The sequence below is a fragment of the Lysobacter stagni genome (genome assembly GCF_030053425.1).
GTDB classification, from domain to species: Bacteria; Pseudomonadota; Gammaproteobacteria; order Xanthomonadales; family Xanthomonadaceae; genus Lysobacter_J; species Lysobacter_J stagni.
On sequence record NZ_JASGBI010000001.1, the window covers coordinates 1,693,398 to 1,714,470 of the forward strand.

The 21,073-nt window shown below is 69.2% G+C and carries 20 protein-coding genes, 1 other RNA gene, 1 pseudogene and 1 riboswitch; of the genes and pseudogenes, 18 read left to right on the top strand and 4 right to left on the bottom strand.

All coding sequences use genetic code 11. The annotated features are described in order from the left end of the window. The first annotated feature begins 4 nt into the window (after positions 1-4). From QLQ15_RS07680 to QLQ15_RS07710, 7 genes are all read left to right on the top strand, one after another. A complete protein-coding gene (locus QLQ15_RS07680) occupies positions 5-766 on the top strand; it encodes a class I SAM-dependent methyltransferase (protein WP_283212238.1) in 762 nt (253 codons plus the stop codon). Positions 767-855: 89 nt separating this feature from the next. Continuing rightward, a riboswitch (FMN riboswitch) is annotated at positions 856-1,051 on the top strand. 181 nt (positions 1,052-1,232) lie between these two features. Continuing rightward, complete coding sequence (locus QLQ15_RS07685; protein WP_283212239.1) at positions 1,233-1,832, top strand: riboflavin synthase; 600 nt, start codon at positions 1,233-1,235, stop codon at positions 1,830-1,832. A 12-nt stretch (positions 1,833-1,844) separates the two neighbouring features. Continuing rightward, entirely contained in the window at positions 1,845-2,957 is a 1,113-nt protein-coding gene (gene ribB / locus QLQ15_RS07690; RefSeq protein WP_283212240.1) for a 3,4-dihydroxy-2-butanone-4-phosphate synthase, read from the top strand. Between the two features lie 96 nt (positions 2,958-3,053). Then, complete coding sequence (ribH, locus tag QLQ15_RS07695; protein ID WP_283212241.1) at positions 3,054-3,521, top strand: 6,7-dimethyl-8-ribityllumazine synthase; 468 nt, start codon at positions 3,054-3,056, stop codon at positions 3,519-3,521. Further along, on the top strand, positions 3,518-3,973 hold the full coding sequence (nusB, locus tag QLQ15_RS07700) for a transcription antitermination factor NusB (protein ID WP_283212242.1): 456 nt from the start codon (positions 3,518-3,520) through the stop codon (positions 3,971-3,973). Before ribH ends, nusB begins: the two co-directional genes overlap by 4 nt. Before the next feature lie 49 nt (positions 3,974-4,022). Continuing rightward, on the top strand, positions 4,023-4,970 hold the full coding sequence (thiL, locus tag QLQ15_RS07705; RefSeq protein WP_283212243.1) for a thiamine-phosphate kinase: 948 nt from the start codon (positions 4,023-4,025) through the stop codon (positions 4,968-4,970). A 119-nt stretch (positions 4,971-5,089) separates the two neighbouring features. Beyond that, complete coding sequence (locus tag QLQ15_RS07710) at positions 5,090-5,281, top strand: hypothetical protein (RefSeq protein WP_283212244.1); 192 nt, start codon at positions 5,090-5,092, stop codon at positions 5,279-5,281. An 8-nt stretch (positions 5,282-5,289) separates the two neighbouring features. On the opposite strand, the gene QLQ15_RS07715 is transcribed toward QLQ15_RS07710, so the two are convergent. The 4 genes and pseudogenes from QLQ15_RS07715 to QLQ15_RS07730 form a co-directional block, all read right to left on the bottom strand. Beyond that, positions 5,290-6,672, bottom strand: coding sequence for an FAD-binding oxidoreductase (locus QLQ15_RS07715; protein ID WP_283212245.1), 1,383 nt, complete (start codon positions 6,670-6,672; stop codon positions 5,290-5,292). Next, positions 6,669-7,202, bottom strand: a complete 534-nt coding sequence (locus QLQ15_RS07720) for a metal-dependent hydrolase (RefSeq protein WP_283212246.1) — start codon at positions 7,200-7,202, stop codon at positions 6,669-6,671. Before QLQ15_RS07720 ends, QLQ15_RS07715 begins: the two co-directional genes overlap by 4 nt. 21 nt (positions 7,203-7,223) lie before the next feature. Further along, entirely contained in the window at positions 7,224-7,604 is a 381-nt protein-coding gene (locus QLQ15_RS07725) for a YraN family protein (protein ID WP_283212247.1), read from the bottom strand. Beyond that, positions 7,588-8,829, bottom strand: a pseudogene (locus tag QLQ15_RS07730) (penicillin-binding protein activator); the annotation flags it as partial. The gene QLQ15_RS07725 and the pseudogene QLQ15_RS07730, both read right to left, overlap by 17 nt. Positions 8,830-9,044: 215 nt before the next feature. Between QLQ15_RS07730 and rsmI the strand changes: the two are divergent. From rsmI to murG, 11 genes are all read left to right on the top strand, one after another. Continuing rightward, complete coding sequence (gene rsmI / locus QLQ15_RS07735; RefSeq protein WP_283212248.1) at positions 9,045-9,896, top strand: 16S rRNA (cytidine(1402)-2'-O)-methyltransferase; 852 nt, start codon at positions 9,045-9,047, stop codon at positions 9,894-9,896. A 221-nt stretch (positions 9,897-10,117) separates the two neighbouring features. After that, positions 10,118-10,471: RNase P RNA component class A (gene rnpB / locus QLQ15_RS07740), an RNA gene on the top strand. A 507-nt stretch (positions 10,472-10,978) separates the two neighbouring features. Beyond that, positions 10,979-11,425, top strand: a complete 447-nt coding sequence (gene mraZ, locus QLQ15_RS07745) for a division/cell wall cluster transcriptional repressor MraZ (RefSeq protein WP_283212249.1) — start codon at positions 10,979-10,981, stop codon at positions 11,423-11,425. A gap of 11 nt (positions 11,426-11,436) precedes the next feature. Next, entirely contained in the window at positions 11,437-12,531 is a 1,095-nt protein-coding gene (rsmH, locus tag QLQ15_RS07750) for a 16S rRNA (cytosine(1402)-N(4))-methyltransferase RsmH (protein ID WP_283212250.1), read from the top strand. 5 nt (positions 12,532-12,536) lie between these two features. Continuing rightward, the gene (gene ftsL, locus QLQ15_RS07755; protein WP_432277850.1) at positions 12,537-12,797 is read left to right on the top strand and encodes a cell division protein FtsL; all 261 of its coding nucleotides are present in this window, start codon (positions 12,537-12,539) and stop codon (positions 12,795-12,797) included. Then, entirely contained in the window at positions 12,794-14,737 is a 1,944-nt protein-coding gene (locus QLQ15_RS07760; protein WP_345782418.1) for a peptidoglycan D,D-transpeptidase FtsI family protein, read from the top strand. Before ftsL ends, QLQ15_RS07760 begins: the two co-directional genes overlap by 4 nt. Further along, on the top strand, positions 14,734-16,209 hold the full coding sequence (locus QLQ15_RS07765; RefSeq protein ID WP_283212252.1) for a UDP-N-acetylmuramoyl-L-alanyl-D-glutamate--2,6-diaminopimelate ligase: 1,476 nt from the start codon (positions 14,734-14,736) through the stop codon (positions 16,207-16,209). Before QLQ15_RS07760 ends, QLQ15_RS07765 begins: the two co-directional genes overlap by 4 nt. Then, entirely contained in the window at positions 16,206-17,582 is a 1,377-nt protein-coding gene (locus QLQ15_RS07770; RefSeq protein ID WP_283212253.1) for a UDP-N-acetylmuramoyl-tripeptide--D-alanyl-D-alanine ligase, read from the top strand. Before QLQ15_RS07765 ends, QLQ15_RS07770 begins: the two co-directional genes overlap by 4 nt. Next, positions 17,572-18,657: a phospho-N-acetylmuramoyl-pentapeptide-transferase gene (gene mraY, locus QLQ15_RS07775; RefSeq protein ID WP_283212254.1), complete on the top strand. Its 1,086-nt coding sequence runs from the start codon at positions 17,572-17,574 to the stop codon at positions 18,655-18,657. The genes QLQ15_RS07770 and mraY overlap by 11 nt, the downstream gene beginning before the upstream one ends. Next, the gene (gene ftsW, locus QLQ15_RS07780; protein ID WP_283212255.1) at positions 18,657-19,970 is read left to right on the top strand and encodes a putative lipid II flippase FtsW; all 1,314 of its coding nucleotides are present in this window, start codon (positions 18,657-18,659) and stop codon (positions 19,968-19,970) included. The genes mraY and ftsW overlap by 1 nt, the downstream gene beginning before the upstream one ends. Then, entirely contained in the window at positions 19,970-21,067 is a 1,098-nt protein-coding gene (gene murG, locus QLQ15_RS07785; protein ID WP_283213961.1) for an undecaprenyldiphospho-muramoylpentapeptide beta-N-acetylglucosaminyltransferase, read from the top strand. The genes ftsW and murG overlap by 1 nt, the downstream gene beginning before the upstream one ends. Positions 21,068-21,073: the final 6 nt, after the last annotated feature.

Consider the following 21,073-nt stretch of genomic DNA (forward strand, 5'->3'; position numbering starts at 1 on the left):
GCCGATGAGCGGCGCGGACTTCAAGGACCATTTCTCCGGCATCGCCGACGCCTACGCGCAGGCGCGACCGGAATATCCCGACGCCCTGTTCGACGCGATCGCCGCGGTGGTGCCAGCGACGGCGCACGTGTGGGAGCCCGGTTGCGGCAGCGGTCAGGCCACGCGCGGCCTGGCGGCGCGCTTTGCCTACGTCCATGCGACCGAGCCGAGTGCGAAACAACTGGCGCAGCACTGGGCGCAGCCGGGCACGGAACGCGTGACCCTGGCGGTGGAGCCCGGCGAGCGCACGGCCCTGCCGGATGCCAGCGTGCAACTGGTCGCCGTGGCGCAGGCGCTGCACTGGTTCGACCGGGCGCGCTTCTTCGCCGAGTGCACGCGTGTGCTGGTGCCCGGTGGAGTGCTGGCCGCGTGGGGCTATGCCGACTTCGTCGCGCCCGAAGGCATGGTCGAGGCGGTGGAGGCCTTCCGTGCCCGCATCGATCCCTACTGGCCGCCGGAGCGTGCGCAGATCGATGCGCACTACGCCGGCTACGACTGGCCCTTCCCGGCGCTGCCCGCGCCGTCGCTGTGGCTGGAGGCGGAATGGTCGCTGGCGCATTTCCTGCGCTACCTGTCGAGCATGTCGGCGGTGGCCCGGTGCACGGTTGATACCGGCGAGGACCCCGTCGCCCGCTACACCCCGGCCCTGGCCGCGGCCTGGGGCGACCCGGACGAGGTGCGCACGATCCAGTGGCCGCTATTCCTGCACCTGCGCCGGAAGAGCTGAGCGACGCCATCGGCGGAACACTCCATCCGCCGGGCCCGTCCGGGGACGGATGCTAGAATTCCCGCGCCGGTTCGCCGGCACACAACTCGTAACGTCTTCAGGGCGGGGTGCGATTCCCCACCGGCGGTAGGCACGGCTGACCCCAGGGTCGACGTGCGAGTCCGCGAGCGCTTGGCGGCCACGATGGCCGTGAAGGTCAGCAGATCCGGTCCAATGCCGGAGCCGACGGTCGGAGCCTGCGGGAAACCGCGGACCTCCGGAAAGTCCGGATGAAAGAAGACAGCCGCACACGGCCTGGTGCCGTGCGCCTGCCTCATGCCTTGGGGCGTTTTTCGTTCATTCCTTCGAATGCGGGAAACGTTCACATGCAGATCCCTCTGCAAAAGCCCGTGCACCCTTGCACGGGATCCTCAGGAAAGGCCCTCGCGCGTCGCGACTTCCGCCTCCATCCACTGGAGGCGCGCTGATGTTCACCGGAATCATCGAAGGCGTCGGTCGCCTGGCCGCCACCGAGCGCGTCGGCGGTGACGTGCGCCTGACCGTCCAGGTCGGGACGCTGTCGTTCGACGCCGTGCGCATGGGCGAGAGCATCGCCGTCAACGGCGTGTGCCTGACCGTGGTCGCGTTCGACGCGAACAGCTTCGCCGCCGATGCATCGAACGAAACGCTGGCGCTCACCACGCTGGGCGCGCTGGACGTGGGCGATGCGGTCAACCTGGAGCGCGCCATGCGCCCGACCGACCGCCTCGGCGGGCACCTGGTGAGTGGCCACGTCGATGGCCTGGGCCGCGTCGAGCGCATCGCCGACGACGCGCGCGCGCAGCGCTGGCGCTTCACTGCGCCCGCATCGCTGATGCGCTACATCGCGAAGAAGGGCTCCATCTGCGTCGATGGCGTCAGCCTCACCGTCAACGAAGTCGACGATGCCGGGTTCGAGGTCGCGTTGATCCCGCACACGGTCTCGCACACGCGTTTCGCGCAGACGCAGGTGGGCGACGCGGTGAACCTGGAGATCGACCTGGTCGCGCGGTATGTCGAACGGCTGCTTGCCGGTCGCACGGAATAACGGAAGAACCTCATGCCTTTCAGCCCCATCCCCGAACTGCTGGACGAAATCCGCAACGGCCGCATGGTCGTGATCGTGGACGACGAAGACCGCGAGAACGAAGGCGACCTGATCATGGCCGCCGAACTGGTGCGCCCGCAGGACATCAACTTCATGGTCACGCATGCGCGTGGCCTGGTGTGCCTGTCGCTCACGCGCGAACGTTGCCGCCAGCTCGGCCTGCCGCCGATGGTGCGCGACAACACGTCGCCGCATCACACCAACTTCACCGTGAGCATCGAGGCGGCCGAAGGCGTCACCACGGGTATCAGCGCGTACGACCGCGCGCACACCGTGCGCACGGCGGTGCGTCCGGATGCGGCGCCCAGCGATCTGTCGCAGCCCGGCCACATCTTCCCGCTGCAGGCGCAGCCCGGCGGCGTGCTCAATCGCGCCGGTCATACCGAGGCCGCATCCGATCTGGCACTGCTGGCGGGTCTGGAGCCTGCGGGCGTGCTGGTGGAGATCCTCAACCCCGACGGCAGCATGGCGCGTCGTCCCGAACTGGAAGCCTTTGCCGCCGAACACGGCCTGAAGATCGGCTCCATCGAGGAACTGATCCGCTACCGCCTGGCCACCGAACACACGGTGGAACGCGTGGACGAGCGCGAGATCGAGACCGAACACGGCCCGTTCCAGCTCTTCACCTACCGCGACCGCCTGAGCCACGCGCTGCATTTCGCCCTGCGCCGCGGCGAGGCCGACCCTTCCGAGCCGACCCTGGTGCGCGTGCACGTGCAGAACCCGCTGGCCGATGCACTGCACTGGCGGCGAGCGGACTTCGGCCCGGCCGTGGGTGAGGTGCTGAAGATGATCGCCGCCGAAGGCAGCGGCGCCCTGGTGCTGCTGGCTGACCATGCCGACCCCGACGCGCTGCTGGCCCGTATCCGCGCACCGCAGCAGGCCGACGAGACGCCCCGCGCGCGCGCCCACGCCCTGGCCGAGTGGCGACGCAATGGCGCCGGCGGCCAGATCCTGGCCGACCTGGGTCTGGGTCGACTTCGCGTGCTGGGCACGCCCCGCAAGCAGATCGGCCTGGCCGGTTTCGGCCTGGAAGTGGTCGACTACGTCGAACTGCCGCACTGAACGTGTCGGCGACCCCTCCCCAGCAAGCCGGGGAGGGAGTTGAAAGGCCCGGACCCTGCGCGGGTTAGAATTCCCACCCTTCACGAAGAACGCCCCATGACCCACTACGAAGGCGACCTGCGCAGCCCCGACGGCGCGCGGTTCGCGATCATCGCCAGCCGCTGGAACCCGCGCATCACCGATACGCTGGTCGCCGGCGCGCGCAGGACCTTCGCCGAGAACGGCGTGGGCGAGGGCGCGGTCGACGTGATCCGGGTGCCCGGCGCGTGGGAGATCCCCGTGGTCGCGGCGCGCCTGGCCAAGGCCGGCCGGCATGCTGCGGTGGTGGCGCTGGGTTGCGTGGTGCGTGGCGACACGCGTCATTACGAACAGGTCGCCGACGGCTGCTCGGACGGTCTGATGCGCGTGCAACTGGATTACGGCCTGCCCGTCGCCAACGGTGTGCTCGCCGTGGAGCGCCACGAGGACGCCGAAGCGCGCGCCGGTGGCACGCACGGCAACAAGGGCGAGGAAGCGGCTTTGGCCGCGCTGGAAATGAGTCATCTGCTGGGGCAACTGCCATGAACCGTCGTCGTCCGGATGGAATCGACCCCGTTGCCCGCTCGCGTGCGCGTCGTCGCGCGCTGCAGGCCGTCTACGCCTGGCAGATGTCCGGCTCGAGCGCGCGCGACGTGATCGCGCAGTTCGCGCACGAGCAGGCCAAGGAACAGGCGGATCTGGAATATTTCGAAGACCTGGTGCGCGGTGTCGAACAGCATTGCGACGACCTGGACGAGGCGCTCAAGCCCTTCCTCGACCGTGACATCGACCAGGTCGATGCGATCGAGCGCGCCGCGCTGCGCATCGCTGCCTACGAGCTGCGCCACCGTCCTGACGTGCCGTACCGCGTGGTGATCAACGAGGCCATCGAATCGGTGAAGCGCTTCGGCGCCGAACACGGCCACACCTACGTCAACGGTGTGCTCGACCACGCCGCCGCGGCCTGGCGCTCGGTGGAAGTGCAGTCGCGCAAGTGATTCCCGCGCCCGCGCCGCGATGCGGAGTGGGCTCGATTGGAGGCTGGCGGTGCCGGAATTCGATCTGATCGAACGCATCCGCCAGCGTGCCGGCGCGCGCGATGACGTCGTACTGGGCATCGGCGACGACGCCGCGGTGCTGTGCGTGCCGGCCGGTCGCCAGCTGGTGGTCGCCATGGACACCCTCAATGCCGGCGTGCATTTCCCGCACGACACCGCCGCGGCCGACATCGGCTGGAAGGCGCTCGCGGTGAACCTGTCGGACCTGGCTGCGATGGGCGCCGAACCCGCGTGGTGCACGCTGTCGCTGTCGCTTGCCCAGGCCGACGACGCGTGGGTGGACGGCTTCCTCGACGGATTCCTCACGGTCGCGCACGCGCATCGCGTATCGCTCGTCGGCGGCGATACCACGCGCGGTCCGCTCTCGATCAGCGTTACCGTGCACGGCTTCGTCGATCCCGGCCGCGCGTTGCGTCGCGATGCCGCGCTGGCAGGCGACGATGTGTGGGTGAGTGGCACGCTGGGCGATGCGGCGGCGGCCTTGCGGCAATGGCACGGCGGTGGCGTGCGCGACGCGTTCCTGCGCGGTCGCCTGGACCGGCCGACGCCGCGTGTGGCGCTGGGGCAGGCACTGGCGTCGGTCGCACATGCCTGCATCGACATCTCCGACGGATTGCTGGCCGACCTTGCCCATGTGTGTCGCGGCAGTGGCGTCGGGGCGCAGGTGTCGGTCGACGAGCTCCCGCTTGCGCCGGCTTTGCGCGCGGCCTTCGATGGCGATGCACGTCGCACGTTGCAGGCAGCCGGCGGAGACGACTACGAACTGTGCTTCACGGCTGCACCGGACCTGCGTGGTGAAGTCGAACGCGCCGGCCTGGATGCCGCGACGCCCGTCACGCGCATCGGTCGCATCGTCGAAGGCGAGGGCGTCCAGACGGCCACGGCCGATGGGCAGGCCTGGCATGCGGAGCATGCGGGCTATCAGCATTTCGCCTGATCGGCCCTGAGCGGCGTCAGCACGCGGCCACGGCCGCCGGCGTAAGATCGAACGCGGCGACGCCGGGCCGCCTTGTCGCGGGTCGCCCACTTTCCGCTGCCGCAAACAGGAGCATTCGCGTGGACCAAGACACGAGGTTGCTGGTCGGATCGCTGTTCTTCGTCGTGCCGGTCATATTGCTGGTGGTGATGTTCTTCCTCAACCGCAGCCGCGGCGGCATCGGCCGCAACTGGGGCGCGGTGCTGATGGTGATCCTGTGCTGGGTGGTCGGAATGCTGCTGGTGATGAAGAAGCTGGACCAGTTCCTCTGAGCGCGCGCTCAGTCCGGCAGCAGCTTGCCCGGGTTGAGGATGCCGTCGGGATCGAACGCGGCCTTCACCGCGCGCATCATCGATAGAGTGGGTGCGTCGATCGCCTGCGGCATGAACGCACGCTTGGCCAGGCCGATGCCGTGCTCGCCCGACAGCGTGCCGCCCAGCGACAACGCCAGTGCGAACACGCGCCCCATCGCGACCTGCGCGCGTTCGGTTTCGGCGGCATCGTCGGGGTGGTAGAGCAGGTTGACGTGCAGGTTGCCGTTGCCCGCGTGGCCGAAGCACACGATGGGCAGCGCGAACTCGCGTGACAGTGCCTGTACGCCGTCGACCAGCTGCGGGATGCGCGACACCGGCACCACCACGTCTTCGTTGATCTTGCCCGGCGCCAGCGTGCGCAGCGACGGCGACAGTGCCTTGCGCGCGGCCCACAGCCTGTCGCGCGCGGCCTCGTCGGCGGCATCGTCCAGCGACACCAGCCCATCGCCATCGGCCGCACGCATCAGTGCCTCGACATCGTGCGGCAGCGTCTGCGCATCGCCATCGGCCTCGATCATGAGCAGCGCGCCGGCTTCCAGTGGAAGATCCGCGCCGCCGACGTCGCGTGCCAGGCGCACCGCATCGCCGTCCATGAATTCCAGCATCGATGGCGTGACCGGTTGCGCCATCAACCGCGCCACCGCCTGCGCTGCGCTGGAGACGTCGCGGTAGATCGCTCGCACGGCGCGGCGCGAAGCGGGCAGGGGCGTGAGGCGCAGGCTGGCTTCCACGATCAGCGCCAGCGTGCCTTCGCTGCCGACCAGCAGGCGCTGCAGGTCGTAACCGGTCGCGCCCTTGGTGGTGGCGGTGCCGCAGTGGATCAGTTCGCCCGTGCCAGTCACGGCGGTGAGTGCGAGCACGTTGTCGCGGCTGGCGCCGTACTTCACCGCGCGCGGTCCGCCGGCGTTGCAGGCGAGGTTGCCGCCGACGCTGCTGTAACCGGCGCTGGTGGGATCGGGCGGCCAGAACAGGCCGTGGGGTTTCAGTGCGGCCTGCAGTTCGCCGTTGAGCACGCCCGGTTCGACCACCGCGCAACGGTCGCCAGGTCGTATCTCCAGGATGCGGTTCATGCGTTCGAACGACACGACCACGCCACCGGCGACCGGCACCGCCGCGCCCGTGGTGTTGGTGCCGCGCCCGCGCGCGACCACCGGCACGCCCGCGTTGCGGCACGCACGCACGAGCGAAGCGACCTGCTCCCGCGTCGACGGCAGCGCCACGGCGTCGGGCAATGACTGCCGGCGCGAGTTGTCGTACGCGTAGGCCAGGCGCTCGCTGGGATCGGTACGCCAGCCGTCGCCGAGCAGCGAGGCCAGTTCCGAAGCGAGCGCGGGCGGCAACGGATTCATGGGCGGGAGGATACCGCCCGGCGCACGGCGATGGCCGCCATCACGACCAGCGCGCACGGCAACCAGACCCAGAGCATCTCGGAGAGGATCACGTCCATGCCGCGCGCGCTGAAGAAACCAGCGCCGATCGGCGACACCGCAATGGGACGCCACGGCGCGAACAGCCGTTCGTCCGACCACGGCCACCACAGCGCGACCCCCAGGCCGCCGTTGGTCAGCGCATCCAGCAGCGCATGCGAGGCCGCGCATGCGAACAGCCACGCGGCCGCGACCGTGGCTCGCGCGCGCAACGGACGGTGCAGCAATGCGCCCAGCGCAGCGATGCCGAGCGCGAACACGAACGAATGACTGGCACCGCGGTGACCGAACGCATCCGCATAGGCGATGCCCATGCGGAACGCGATCACGTCCGCGTCCGGCAGCATGGCGGCCACCGCGCCCGCGATCCACAACCGGCGGCCCAGGCGGGGAACGCCCATTGCCAATGCCGCGGCGAGCGGCACGACCGAGTGGGTGAAGACGGTTGGCATGTCAGTGGTTGTGACCAATGCTCATGCGTCGTCCGCACGGAATGCATCGCGCAGCCAGTTGAGCCGTGGCGATGCGGGATCACCGTCGGCTTCGATCACATCAAAACGACACGCGGACTGCGCATGTCGGGGGTGACTGGCCAGGAACGCCTGCGCGGCGTGTATCAGCTTGCGGCGCTTGTGCACATCCACCGAAGCCGCGCCGCCGCCGAAACGTACGTTGTTGCGGTAACGCACTTCGACGAACACCAGCATGGCGCCGTCGAGCATGACCAGATCGAGTTCGCCCAGGCGGTAGTTCGCGTTGGCCGCGACTTCGCGCAGCCCCGCACGCAACAGGTGGTCGCGCGCGGCGGCTTCGACCGCCGCACCGCGCGCACGGCGATCAGCGCCGGGTCGCATCCGGCAGCGGCATCGCGACGCCGGCGCTGAAGGTGGACCAGGCCGGCGTGCGCTGCACGTTGCCGAAGCCGTCCAGGCGCAGCTGGCCGGTCGCGCCGTCCACGCGGCCGTCCGCGCCGGTTGCCAGACGCTGCAGGTACGCGGTGATCTGCCACGCATCGAAGCCGAAGGCGAACAGGCGCGCAGCCGGTCCCTTCGCGCTGTTGAGCTGCGTGCCCACGATGCTGGCCGGCGGCAGGCCGGCCACGCCGCGCGCGGTCCACACATCGGTGGGGAAGGCGATGCCGTCGAGCACGCGATCTTCTTCCGGCTTGCCCGTGCCCGACAGCAACTGCGAGGTCGCCACACGAGGTTTGCCGGCCAGGCCCGCGACCGCGAGCTTGGGCATCAGCAATCGCGCGCTGCTGCCCTTGACCGCGAGGAACACCGCGTCCACGCCCTTCTGCGCATAAGGGCCGAAATCGGACACACCCTCGCTGGCCACGTCGGTGACCTGCGCGCCGCGCGCCACCAGGCGCTCGCGCAGGCTGGCGACCGCGCGCTGCTGTGATTCGTCGGTCGCGGCGACCACGAGTACGCGGTGCGCGCCGATGCCGAGCAGGTGTTCCGCCGCGGCGATACCTTCGTCTTCCGGCGACAGCGAGAAGCTGGCGTTGCCATTCGGCGGCGCGCCGTCGCCGCGATTGAGCGCGAGCACCGGCACCGGCAACTGTCCCTTGGCGAACAGTGCGTTCACCTCGTCGCGCCCCAACGGGCCCACCACGAAATCGTTGCCTTCCGTGGCCGCGCGGTCGTACGCCGCGAGCGCACCGCCCGGAGTGCCGGCCGTGTCGTAGAAGCTGACGTCGGGGCGGCGGCGCGTCTCGCCGTAATAGCCGGCGAGGAAACCGTCGCGCACGGGCGTGGCCGCGACGGCCAGCGTGCCCGACATCGGCAACAGCACCGCCAGCTTCACCGGCGGGCGATAGCCGTCGCTGTCGGCGGCGGGACGCCCGGCCGCATCGAAATTCCAGCCGGGACGATCGAACGGGCGCGGCAGAGGAAGGCCGCGGCGGAGCAGCGCCTGGCCCGCGTAGTTGTAGAGCGGATCGCCGGCCTTGAGCAGCGCGGCTTCGCGCGAAAGCGTGGCGTTGTCCAGCGAGGACAGCAGACGTTCGATCTCGCGGTCGTTGTCGCTGCGCGCCGCACCGGTCAGCGCGGCGCTGGCGCGTGCCTTCTCGCCGGCCTGCACGATGACGGGGTTGTGGCTCTCCTGGGATGTGCCCGTGCGCGAGGTTGTCGTCGTCGCGCAGCCTCCCAGCAATGCCGCGCTGATCGCGGCTGCAAACATCCAGTTCAACGCCAGTCGGTTCGGGGCAAGGCTCATCGGCAGGCAGGCGCCGCGACGCGGCGTTGTGAGGGACCGGTTAGGATTCTACCCGCCCCCACCGCAGACGCACGATGCACACGTCCCACACAGGCGCCTCGCCCGCACCCGGCACCCTCCATGTCGTCGCCACGCCTATCGGCAACCTCGGCGACCTGTCGGCGCGCGCGCTGGAGACGCTGAAGACCGTCCATGCGATCTGCGCCGAGGACACCCGCCACACGCGTCAGCTGCTGGCCCATTTCGGGCTTGAGCGTCCACTGCTGGCGCTGCACCAGCACAACGAGGACGCCCAGGCGGCGCAGCTGGTCGAACGCCTGCGCGCGGGCGAGTCGCTCGCGCTGGTGTCGGATGCAGGCACGCCGCTGGTGAGCGATCCCGGATTCCGTCTGGTGCGCGCCGCGCGCGAGGCGGGCATCCGCGTTTCGCCCGTGCCCGGCGCCTGCGCGGCGATCGGTGCGCTGAGCGTGGCCGGTATTCCCAGCGACCGATTCGTGTTCGAAGGCTTCCTTCCGGCCAAGGCGTCGGCCCGTCGCGAGCGCCTGACGCGTCTGGCGGCGGAAACGCGCACGCTCATCTTCTACGAGTCGGCGCATCGCATCGAGGAATCCCTGGCCGACCTGGCCAGCGTCTTCGGCGCATCGCGACGCGCGGTGGTCGCACGCGAACTGACCAAGTTGTTCGAGACGGTTCTCGACGACACCCTCGACGGCCTGCACGCACGCGTCATGGCCGACCCGAACCAGCGCAAGGGCGAATTTGTCCTGATCGTCGAAGGCGCCGGTGAGGACGCCGACGCCGCCGTGGTCGAGGGCAAGCGGCTCTACGCGAAGCTCACCGAGTATCTGAAGCCCTCGCAGGCGGCCAAGCTTGCCGCCGAACTCAGCGGCGCACCGCGCAAGGCGCTGTACAACTCCGAGGAGTAGCGGGAGTCCTGTCCACCATCCTAGTGAAAGCTGGGATCCCCCCTCCCGGTGGGAGAGGGGCCAAAAGGTGTGGCATCGCGTCGATCCGAGGAATCAGCCCCCTTTAGTAAAGGGGGCGCCGCGGCAGCGGCGGGGAATTGGAGGCCGTGAGTCGGGGCCCGAAGTTTTGCTTCAGCAAAACTTTGGGGGCAATTCGCTGCGAAGCAGTAGAATGCCGACGCGGAGTCGGCCAGGCAGTCGCGTCATCCGAAAGGGTGCCGAGGAAAGTCCGGGCTCCACAGGGCACGGTGCCAGGTAACGCCTGGGCGGCGCAAGCCGACGGAAAGTGCAACAGAGAGCAGACCGCCGAACGGCGTCGAAAGACGTGCGTGGTAAGGGTGAAACGGTGCGGTAAGAGCGCACCGCGAGTCCGGCAACGGACCGGCACGGCAAACCCCACCGGGAGCAAGACCAAATAGGGAGGCAATGCCGCGGCCCGCGGTGTCTCCGGGTAGGTTGCTTGAGCGTAGCGGTGACGCTGCGCCTAGAGGAATGACTGTCCACGACAGAACCCGGCTTATCGGCCGGCTCCGCGCTCTTTCCTGCCGCGCAGCGGCGGGAAAGAGCGCCCCAAGGTTTTGCGCACGCAAAACCTTGGGCCCCGGGCTCGCGCCCACCAATTCCCCGCGGCTGCCGCCGCGCCCCCTTTACTAAAGGGGGCTCGCTCCTCTGGATTGCGTGCGAGGGGCTGGGCGGCGTTAGGGCTTGGGAATCGATCGAGGGATTCCGATCACTTCCGCAAATGGAAGGATTGATGCTGCGACGCAGCATCGGTCCTGGGGCGATCTTTTGTCCTGACAGGACATCCGGCGTACCACCGGGCTCGTCTCAAAATTTGAGACGAAACAAGGGGTAGTGGATAAGTCTTGAACAAACCTGTGAAGTTCTTCGCAAGTCATTGACGCGACAGGTGAATTTCGCCCCCAAAACTTGTTGACAACCCTGTGGGGCCTGCCTAAGGTGGGCATCTGAGGGAAAACCGGGTTTTTTGTGGTTTTCCAGGATCAAGCCGCCCGCCTAGAGGCGGCCCCAACAGGTGCGCAATGTTCCAAGGCGAGACCGCCATCACGATCGACGACAAGGGCCGGCTGGCGGTGCCCACCGTCTACCGCGATGTCGTCGCGCGTGAATGCGCCGGTCGCCTGGTCATCACCTACAACCCCTTCGAGTCCGGCTCGCTGTACCTGTACCCGCAGGCGGCGTGGGAGCGGCTGCGCGACCAGGTCAACGCTTTGCCCAAGGCCAAGGCGGTGAACCGCGCCATGCAGCTGAAGCTGGTCGGCGCGGCGGCGTTCGTCGAACTCGACGGCAACGGGCGCATCAGCATTCCGGCCAGCCACCGCTCCGCGGTCGGCATCGAGAAGAAGGCCGTGCTGCTGGGCATGGGCGACAAGTTCGAACTGTGGAGCGAGCAGGCGCACCACGCGCAGATCCGTCAGACGATCTCTGACGAGGATCTGAGCGCGGAGCTGCTCGACCTGCAGCTGTGACGGTGGGTGGCATGGAGCGCGGCGCGCTTTCCGGCCACCTTCCCGTGATGTACGCGCAGGTGCTGGACGGCCTGAGCGTGCGCGGGAACGGAACGTACCTGGACGGCACGTTCGGGCGTGGAGGTCACGCGCGCGGCGTGCTGGAACGACTCGGCCCCGGAGGCCGGCTGCTGCTCATGGACAAGGATCCCGAAGCGATTGCGGTGGCGATGCGCGATTTCGCGCAGGACGCCCGCGTCGCCGTGTTCCGCGGCAGCTTCGCCGAACTGGCGCACTGGGACGAGACCGCACACGGTCTGGACGGCGTGCTGTTCGACCTGGGTGTGTCGTCGCCGCAACTGGACGTCGCCGAGCGCGGTTTCAGCTTCGGCAAGGATGGCCCGCTGGACATGCGCATGGACCCCGACAGCGGCGAGAGCGCCGCGCAGTGGCTCGCGCGTGCCGAAGACCGCGAGATCGCCGATGTCCTGTGGACCTACGGCGAGGAGCGCATGAGCCGGAAGATCGCGCGCGCCATCGTCGCCCGTCGCGATGCGCAGCCGCTGGAGCGCACCGCGCAGCTGGCCGACCTGATCGCTTCGGTGGTGCCGCGCGGCGACCAGAAGATCCATCCGGCCACGCGCAGCTTCCAGGCCATCCGCATCTTCATCAACCGCGAACTGGCCGATCTCGAGACCGGCCTCGACGCCGCGCTGGCGCGCCTGAAGCCCGGCGGCCGTCTGGCGGTGATCAGCTTCCATTCGCTGGAAGACCGCATCGTCAAGCAGTTCATCGCGCGCCACAGCAAGGCGCCGCCGGCCAACCGCCGCATGCCGGTGGAAGTGGCCTTCACGCCCGTCCTTCGCGCCATCGGTTCGGCGCAGAAGGCCGAGGCGGATGAAACCTCGGCCAATCCGCGTGCCCGCAGTGCGGTGTTGCGCGTGGCGGAAAAGCTGGGAATCGGGAACGGGGAAGCGAGGATCGGATCGGACGACGCCCACGAGGCGGCCGTGCAGGCAACGGGCCGCGGAGGCCGACGGGAAGCGAAGGCGTCCAATGAGTCGGTGCTCCATCGATTTTCCCTTCCCCATACCCGATTCCCGGCTTGGGAGGGCGCGCGACCGTGAGCGTCCTGCGTCTGCTGCTGAGCGTGCTGATTGTGGCCAACGTCGTTTCGGCGCTGGCCGTCGTGCAGGCGCGCCATGAGCACCGGCAGCTGTTCGTGCAGCTGAGCCGGCTCGAGCGCTCGCGCGATGAGCTCAACATCGAATTCGGGCGCCTGCAGCTCGAACAGGCCACGTGGGCGGAAAGCAACCGCATCGACCAGGTCGCGCGCGACCGCCTGGGCATGAAGTTCCCCGAAGGCGCGGAAACCGTGGTGATCCGTCCATGAACGGTCCGTCGCGGAACACCTCGTCGAAGAACGCACGCCACGGCGGTCGCAGCGGTCCGCTCGATCTCGTGCTCGCGTTGCGCGAGCGCTTCGGCGGCGGTGATCGCGACCGCGTGGCCGGCAAGGGACGTGGGCGCGCTTCGTTCAATCTGCGCAACCGGCTGATCCTGGTCGGCGGCGCGCTGGGCCTGTGCTCGATCGCGCTGGTCGGCCGCGCGCTGGACCTGCAGGTCATCAGCAACGACTTCTACCGCCAGCAGGGCGATGCGCGTTCGCTGCGCGAGATCCCGATCCCGACCTCGCGCGGCATGATCACCGACCGCAATGGCGAGCCGCTCGCGGTATCCACGCCGGTCGAGTCGATCTGGGCCAACCCGCAGGAACTGTTGAAGAACCCGGGCCGCATTCCGCAGCTGGCCAAGGCGCTGGGCGTGTCGCCCGACGCGCTGACGCGCAAGCTCGGCCAGCGCGCCGACAAGGAATTCGTCTACCTCAAGCGTCGCATCAACCCGGACGAAGCCAAGCGCATCCTGGCCTACAAGGTGCCGGGCGTGTTCTCGCAGCGCGAGTTCCGCCGCTTCTACCCGCAGGGCGAGGCGATGGCGCACATCCTGGGCTTCACCAACATCGACGACCGCGGGCAGGAAGGCCTGGAGCTGGCCTTCGACGACTGGCTGCGCGGCAAGGCCGGCGCCAAGCGCGTGATCCGCGACGGTGCCGGACGCATCGTCGAGAGCGTGGACCTGGTGACGCCGGCCGAGCCCGGCCGCGACCTCACGCTCACCATCGACCGCCGCATCCAGTACCTGGCCTCGCGCGAATTGCGCGCCACGCTGGAGCGCACGGGTGCGAGCAGCGGTTCGGTGGTGGTGCTCGACATCGCCAGTGGCGAAGTGCTGGCGATGGCCAACCTTCCCACCTACAACCCGAATGCGCTGGGCCTGGGCAATCCCGACACGCACCGCAATCGCGCGGTGACCGACGTGATCGAGCCGGGCTCGACGATGAAGCCGCTGACCGTCGCCGCAGCACTGGAAGCTGGCGTCATCACGCCGCATTCCACCTTCGACACCAACCCGGGTTGGATGCCGAATGGTCGTTTCCGCACGACCGACCACCACAACTACGGTGTGCTCGACACCACCGGCGTGATCACCAAGAGCTCCAACGTCGGCGTGTCGAAGATCGTGGCGCGCGTGCCGAGCCAGGAGTACTACGAGTTCCTCAAGCGCTTCGGCTATGGCCACAAGACCGAGAGCGGGTTCCCGGGCGAGTCCTCCGGCGTGCTCGCGCCGCCGGCACGCTGGAGCGGCACGACCAAGCAGACGATGTCCTATGGCTACGGCCTGTCGGCCACGCCGCTGCAGATCGCGCAGGCGTACGCCGCGCTGGGCAACGGCGGCAAGCTCATCGCGCCGACCTTCGTGAAGGGTGAGCGGCACGAACCCTCGCAGGTGCTCGATCCGGCCATCGCCGGCACGATCATGCGCATGATGCAGACGGTGACCGAGCCCGGTGGCACCGCCACGCAGGCCGCGATCCTGGGCTACCACGTCGCCGGCAAGACCGGCACGGCGCGCAAGTTCAACGAGACCGGCGGCTACTCGCGCCGTTACGTGTCGTTCTTCGCCGGCGTGGTGCCCGTACACAACCCGCGCTTCTCGATGGTCGTGGTCGTCAACGATCCGGATCCGGCCAAGGGCTACTACGGCGGCTTCGTGTCGGGGCCGGTGTTCAAGAACGTCATGGAAGGCGCGCTGCGCCTGATGGACGTGGCGCCCGACGACATCGATACGTGGCTGGCCGCGCAGGCCGAGGCCGAAGCCAAGCGCGTCAAGGCCAACGGCGGCAAGCCGACGGGTGCCGTGTTGCCGGCGGCCACGCAGGCGTCGCTGCCGGTGTCGACCGGCGTGGTCGCAAGCCCGGGAGGTGCGCGATGAGCCGCCTCATGCCGCTGGCGCAGCTGCTGCCCGACGTCGCCGGCATTCCGCCGGAACTGGTCATCACCGGACTCGTCCTCGACAGTCGCGCGGTGCGGCCGGGCAATGCCTTCGTGGCGATCGCCGGCTTCGGCGCGCACGGCCTGAAGTTCGTCGACCAGGCGCGCGCTGCCGGCGCGGCGGCGATCCTGTTCGAGCCGCCCGCGCCCGACGACCTGCCGGCGCCGACCGATGCGATCGCCGTGCCGGGCCTGCGCTCGCGCCTGGGCGAAATGGGCGATCAGTTCCATGGCCACGCGACGGAATCGATGACCGTCGTCGGCGTCACCGGCACCAACGGCAAGACCTCGACGGTCCAGTTGCTGACGCAGGCCTGGCATGCACGCGGCATCACCAGCGGCAGCGTGGGCACGCTCGGCGCGGGCCTGTTCGGCCACGTCGTGCCCACCGGCTTCACCACGCCGCTGGTGCTGCAGACGCATGAACTGCTGGCGCAGATGCACGACGAGGGCGCACAGGCCATCGCGATGGAAGCCAGTTCGCACGCGCTCGACCAGGGCCGCGTGGACGGCGTGCATTTCGACGTGGCCGTGTTCACCAACCTCACGCGCGACCATCTGGACTATCACGGCGACATGGCGACCTACGGCGCAGCCAAGGCGCGCCTGTTCGCATGGCCCGGCCTGAAGGCCGCCGTCATCAATCTCGACGACGCGTTCGGCCGTGAACTCATCGCCTCGCTACCCGCAGGCGTGCGCGCCGTCGGCGTGAGCTCGCGCGATGCATCCGACGCGACGTTGCGCGCGACGCACCTGCGCTTCGACAACGCCGGCATCGGCTTCGACCTGGTCGTGAACGGCGAAACACACGCCGTGCAATCGCCGCTGCTGGGCCGCTTCAACGTCGACAACCTGCTGGCCGTCGCCGGCGTGCTGTTCGCGCTGGGCGATGCGCCGTCCGTGGTGGCGAACACGCTGTCGCAGCTGCAGCCCATCCACGGGCGCATGAACCGCCTGGGCGGCGACGGCAAGGCGCCGCTGGTGGTGATCGATTATGCGCACACGCCCGACGCACTGGAGCAGGCGCTGGCCTCGCTGCGCGCGCACGTGCAGGCGCGCCTGATCTGCGTGTTCGGCTGTGGCGGCGATCGCGACCGCGGCAAGCGCCCGCAGATGGCCGCGATCGCGGAGCGCCACGCCGATGTGGTCATCGTCACCGACGACAACCCGCGCTTCGAGGACGGCGACGCCATCGTCGCCGACATCATGACCGGCTTCGAGCACCCCGCCCGTGTGACGGTGGAGCGCGACCGCGCGGCCGCGATCGCGCGCGCCGTCGGCATCGCCGGGCCCGACGACATCGTGCTGGTGGCCGGCAAGGGCCACGAGCCTTACCAGGACATCCAGGGCGTGCAGCACCCCTTCGACGATACCCTCATCGCCCGCGCGGCGCTGGAGGGCAAGCAGCGATGAAGGCGCGCCTGCTCTCCGACATCGCACGCATGGCCGGCGGCCGCCTGCAGGGGCAGGACCGCACGGTCGATGCCATCGCCACCGATACGCGCGCGCTGCCACAGGGCGGCGCCGCGCTGTTCGTCGCCCTGAAGGGCGAGCGCTTCGATGGGCACGATCACGTGGCGCGCGCCGCGCAGGCCGGCGTTGCCGCGGCGCTGGTGTCGCGCGAGGTGGTCGATGCGGACATCCCGCAGATCGTCGTGGCCGACACCGAACGCGCGCTGGCCGATTTCGCCGCCGCGGTGCATCGCGAGCGTGCGCAGACCGTCGTCGCCATCACCGGCAGCAACGGCAAGACCAGCGTGAAGTCGCTGACGCAGTCGATCCTTCAGCAGGTCGGCCCCACGTACGCCACGCCGGGCAACCGCAACAACGAGATCGGCCTGCCGCTGGCGGTGATCGATGCGCCCGAAGGCGTGCGTTTCGCCATCTACGAGATGGGTGCCGGCAAGCCGGGCGACATCGCGTACCTCACCGCCATCGCACGTCCCGACGTGTCGGTGGTGAACAACATCGCGCCGGGCCATCTGGAACGCATGGGCAGCCTGCTCGGCGTGGCCGATACGAAGGCCGCGATCTACGACGCGCTGCCGCCCGAAGGCGTGGCGGTGATCAACGCCGATGACGCGTTCGCGCCGTACTTCGCCGAGCGCGCGCACGGTCGCCGTCTGGTCCGCTTCGGCCTGGACGCCAGCGCCGACATCACCGCGCGCGACATCGAAGCGCTGGACGAAGGTTCGCGCTTCGTGCTGGTGGCGCCGCAGGGCGAGGGCAGCATCCAGCTCGCCTTGCCGGGCCGCCACAACGTAAGCAACGCGCTGGCCGCAGCAGCCCTGGCGCTCAACGCCGGCGCGCCGCTGCGGGCCGTGATCGACGGCTTGAACGCCGCGCGCCCGGTGGCCGGCCGCCTGATCGCGCACCGCCTGGACAACGGCGCGGTGCTGATCGACGACAGCTACAACGCCAATCCGGGCTCGCTGGCGGCGGCGATCGACACGCTGGCGGCTGCGCCCGGCGAAGCCTGGCTGGTACTGGGCGACATGCGCGAGCTCGGCGTCGATGCGCAGGCCATGCATGCCGAGGCCGGCCGCCGTGCGAAGGGCGCGGGCATCCGTCGTCTGTTCACGCTGGGTCCGCACAGCGCCGCGGCGACGCAGGCGTTCGGCGAAGGTGCGACGCATTTCGAAACGCACGCGGCCCTGGCCGACGTGCTGCGCACGGAACTGCACGACGGCGTGCGCGTGCTGGTGAAGGGATCGCGCGGCAGCGCGATGGACAAGATCGTTGCCGCGCTGGTGGGCGCACAAGAAGGGGGCACCCATGCTGCTTGAACTCACGCGCTGGCTTGAACAACTGCAGAGCCATTTCGGCCTGTTCGCGTACCTCACCTTCCGCGGCATCCTGAGCGCGCTCACCGCGCTGGGCCTGTCGTTGTGGTGGGGGCCGGCGGTGATCCGCCGCCTCGGCCAGCTCAAGGGCGGCCAGCCCATCCGCAAGGACGGCCCGCAGTCGCACTTCTCCAAGGCCGGCACGCCGACCATGGGCGGCGCGCTGATCCTGTTCACCGTGATGGCCTCCGTGCTGCTGTGGGGCGATCTGCGCAACAAGTACGTGTGGGTCGTGCTGCTGGTGATGCTCGCGTTCGGCGCGATCGGCTGGTACGACGACTGGATCAAGATCGTCAGGCGTGATCCCAACGGCCTGAAGTCGCGCTGGAAGTACCTGCTGCAGTCCATCTTCGGCCTCGCCGCCGGCCTGTACCTGTACCTGTACGCCGACGTGCCGGCCGCGACCACCTTCTACGTGCCGTTCTTCAAGTCGATCGCGCTGCCGCTGGCGGGCATCGGCTTCGTCGCCATCGCGTACTTCTGGATCGTCGGCTTCTCCAACGCGGTCAACCTGACCGACGGCCTGGACGGTCTGGCGATCATGCCGACGGTGCTGGTCGCCTGCGCGCTGGGCATCTTCGCGTACGCGTCGGGCCACGCCGAGTTCTCCAAGTACCTGCAGATCCCGCAGGTGCCGGGCGCGGGCGAACTGGTGATCATCTGCGCGGCCATCGCCGGCGCGGGCCTGGGTTTCCTGTGGTTCAACACCTACCCGGCGATGGTGTTCATGGGCGACATCGGCGCGCTCGCGCTGGGCGCGGTGCTGGGCACCATCGCGGTGATCGTGCGCCAGGAACTGGTGCTGGTGGTGATGGGCGGCATCTTCGTCATCGAAACGCTGTCGGTGATGATCCAGGTGGCGTCGTTCAAGCTGACCGGCAAGCGCGTGTTCCGCATGGCGCCCATCCACCATCACTTCGAGCTCAAGGGCTGGCCGGAGCCGCGCGTGATCGTGCGCTTCTGGATCATCTCGGTGGTGCTCGTCCTCGTCGGTCTGGCCACGCTGAAGGTCCGTTGATGAGCGAATCCGCGCGCCAGGCGACACGACTCGACGCGATCGGCGGCCACTTCGACCCGTGGCTGCTGGGCATCTCGTGCGCGTTGGCGTGCCTGGGTGTGGTGATGGTCGGTTCGGCGTCCATCGGCGTGGCCGACGGTCACGACGTGGGCCCGTTCTACTTCCTCGCCCGCCACGTGGTGTTCCTGGCCATCGGCCTGGTGATGGCGCTGTGGGTGATGCGTACCGAGCTCAAGACCATCGAGCAGCACAACCAGTGGCTGCTGCTGGTGTGCTTTCTGCTGCTGATCGCGGTGTTCGTGCCGGGCATCGGCCGCAGCGTCAACGGCGCGCGTCGCTGGCTGAACCTGGGCGTGTCGAACTTCCAGGCAGTGGAAGCAGTGAAACTGCTCTACATCGTCTGGCTGGCCAGCTACCTCAAGCGCTACAGCGAGGAAGTCACCGCGACCTGGGGCGCAATGCTCAAGCCGATCGGCGTCGCGGTCGCGCTGGTGATGATGCTGTTGCTTCAGCCCGACTTCGGTTCGTCCTCGCTGCTGCTGGCGATCACCGCCGGCATGCTGGTGCTGGGCGGCGTGAACATGCCGCGCATGTTCGGCCCGGTGCTGATCGGCCTGCCGGTGCTGGCCATCGTCGCCATCGCCGAGCCGTATCGCGTGACGCGCCTGACCTCGTTCCTCGATCCGTGGCAGGACCCGTTCAAGACCGGCTACCAGCTCACCAACGCACTCATGGCCGTGGGCCGTGGCGAGTGGTTGGGCGTGGGCCTGGGTGCATCGGTGCAGAAGCTGTCGTACCTGCCCGAGGCGCACACCGACTTCATCATGGCCGTGATCGCGGAGGAGTTCGGATTCCTCGGCGTGTGCACGGTCGTCGCGCTGTATGCCGGCCTGGCCGGCCGCGCGTTCTGGATCGGGCTGAAGTGCGTGGAGATGCGCCGCCACTTCGCCGGCTACTGCGCCTTCGGAATCGCGCTGTGGATGAGCCTGCAGAGCTTCGTCTCGATCGGCGTGAACCTGGGTCTGCTGCCGACCAAGGGCCTGACGCTGCCGATGATTTCCTACGGCGGCTCGTCCGTGATCATGACCTGCGCCGCGCTCGGCCTGCTGCTGCGCGTGTCGTACGAACTCGACCGCGCGCAGCGCCAGGTGGCGCGCGTGCGCAACGAGAACGCTCCGGTCATGGCCGCTTCGTCGCAGGACGTCGCCGCACCTGCGCCGACGCCGCTGGCCGCGCGCAAGCCCGGACCGGCCACGCGCGGCACCAGCCGCCTGCAGCAGCGCGTCGAACCGACGCTGGGGAGGATCGCATGATGCATGCGACGACCGACTCCGACCTGCATCCGGTGATGATCCTTGCCGGCGGCACCGGCGGGCATATCTTCCCCGGCCTGGCCGTGGCGCGTTCGCTGCGCGAGCGCGGCGTGCCGGTGCTGTGGCTGGGCGCCGAGGGCGGCATGGAAACGCGCCTGGTGCCGCAACACGGCATCGCCATCGACACCATCGCGGTGAGCGGCATGCGCGGCAAGGGCCTGGCCACGCTGCTGGCGACGCCGTTCCGCCTGATCGGCTCGGTGCGCGCCGCGCTGCAGACGCTGCGCGAACGCCAGCCGCGTGCGGTGATCAGCTTCGGCGGTTACGCCGCCGGGCCCGGTGGTCTGGCTGCAAGGCTGGCCGGCGTGCCGCTGATCGTGCACGAACAGAACCGCGCACCGGGTCTGACCAATCGTGTGCTCGCGCGTTTCGCGCGCCACGTGCTCACCGGCTTCCCCGACACGTTCCCGAACCTGCGTGAGGAAGTCGTCGGCAATCCCGTGCGTGCGGAGATTTCCGCCGTCGCGGCGCCGGCTACGCGCCTGGCCGGTCGCCACGGTCCGTTGCGCCTGCTGGTGCTGGGCGGCAGCCAGGGCGCACGCGCACTGAATACCGCCGTGCCGAAGGCCGTGGCGGGACTGCGCGGCCGGCTGCAATGCGAAGTGCGCCACCAGTGCGGCGAGAAGTTGCGCGAGGAAGCCGAGCGCGCCTACGCGCAGGCCGGCGTGCAGGCGTCGGTGGAGCCCTTCATCGCCGACATGGCCGAAGCCTATGCCTGGGCCGATCTGGTGATCTGCCGCGCCGGCGCACTGACGCTGGCCGAACTGTGCGCGGTCGGCGTGGGCAGCGTGCTGGTGCCGTTCCCGCAGGCGGTGGACGACCACCAGACCAAGAACGCGCAGTACCTCGTGGACCGCGGTGCCGCGCAGCTCGTTCCGCAGGGGCAGGGCGGCGATCTCGCCGACCGCCTCTCGGCCACCATCGAAATTCTCGGCGAACGCGGTGCCCTGCTGCAGATGGCGCAGGCCGCGCGCGCGATCGCCAAGCCCGACGCGGCTGATCGCGTCGCCCAACTGGTTCTGGAGCAAGTCGAATGAGTACGG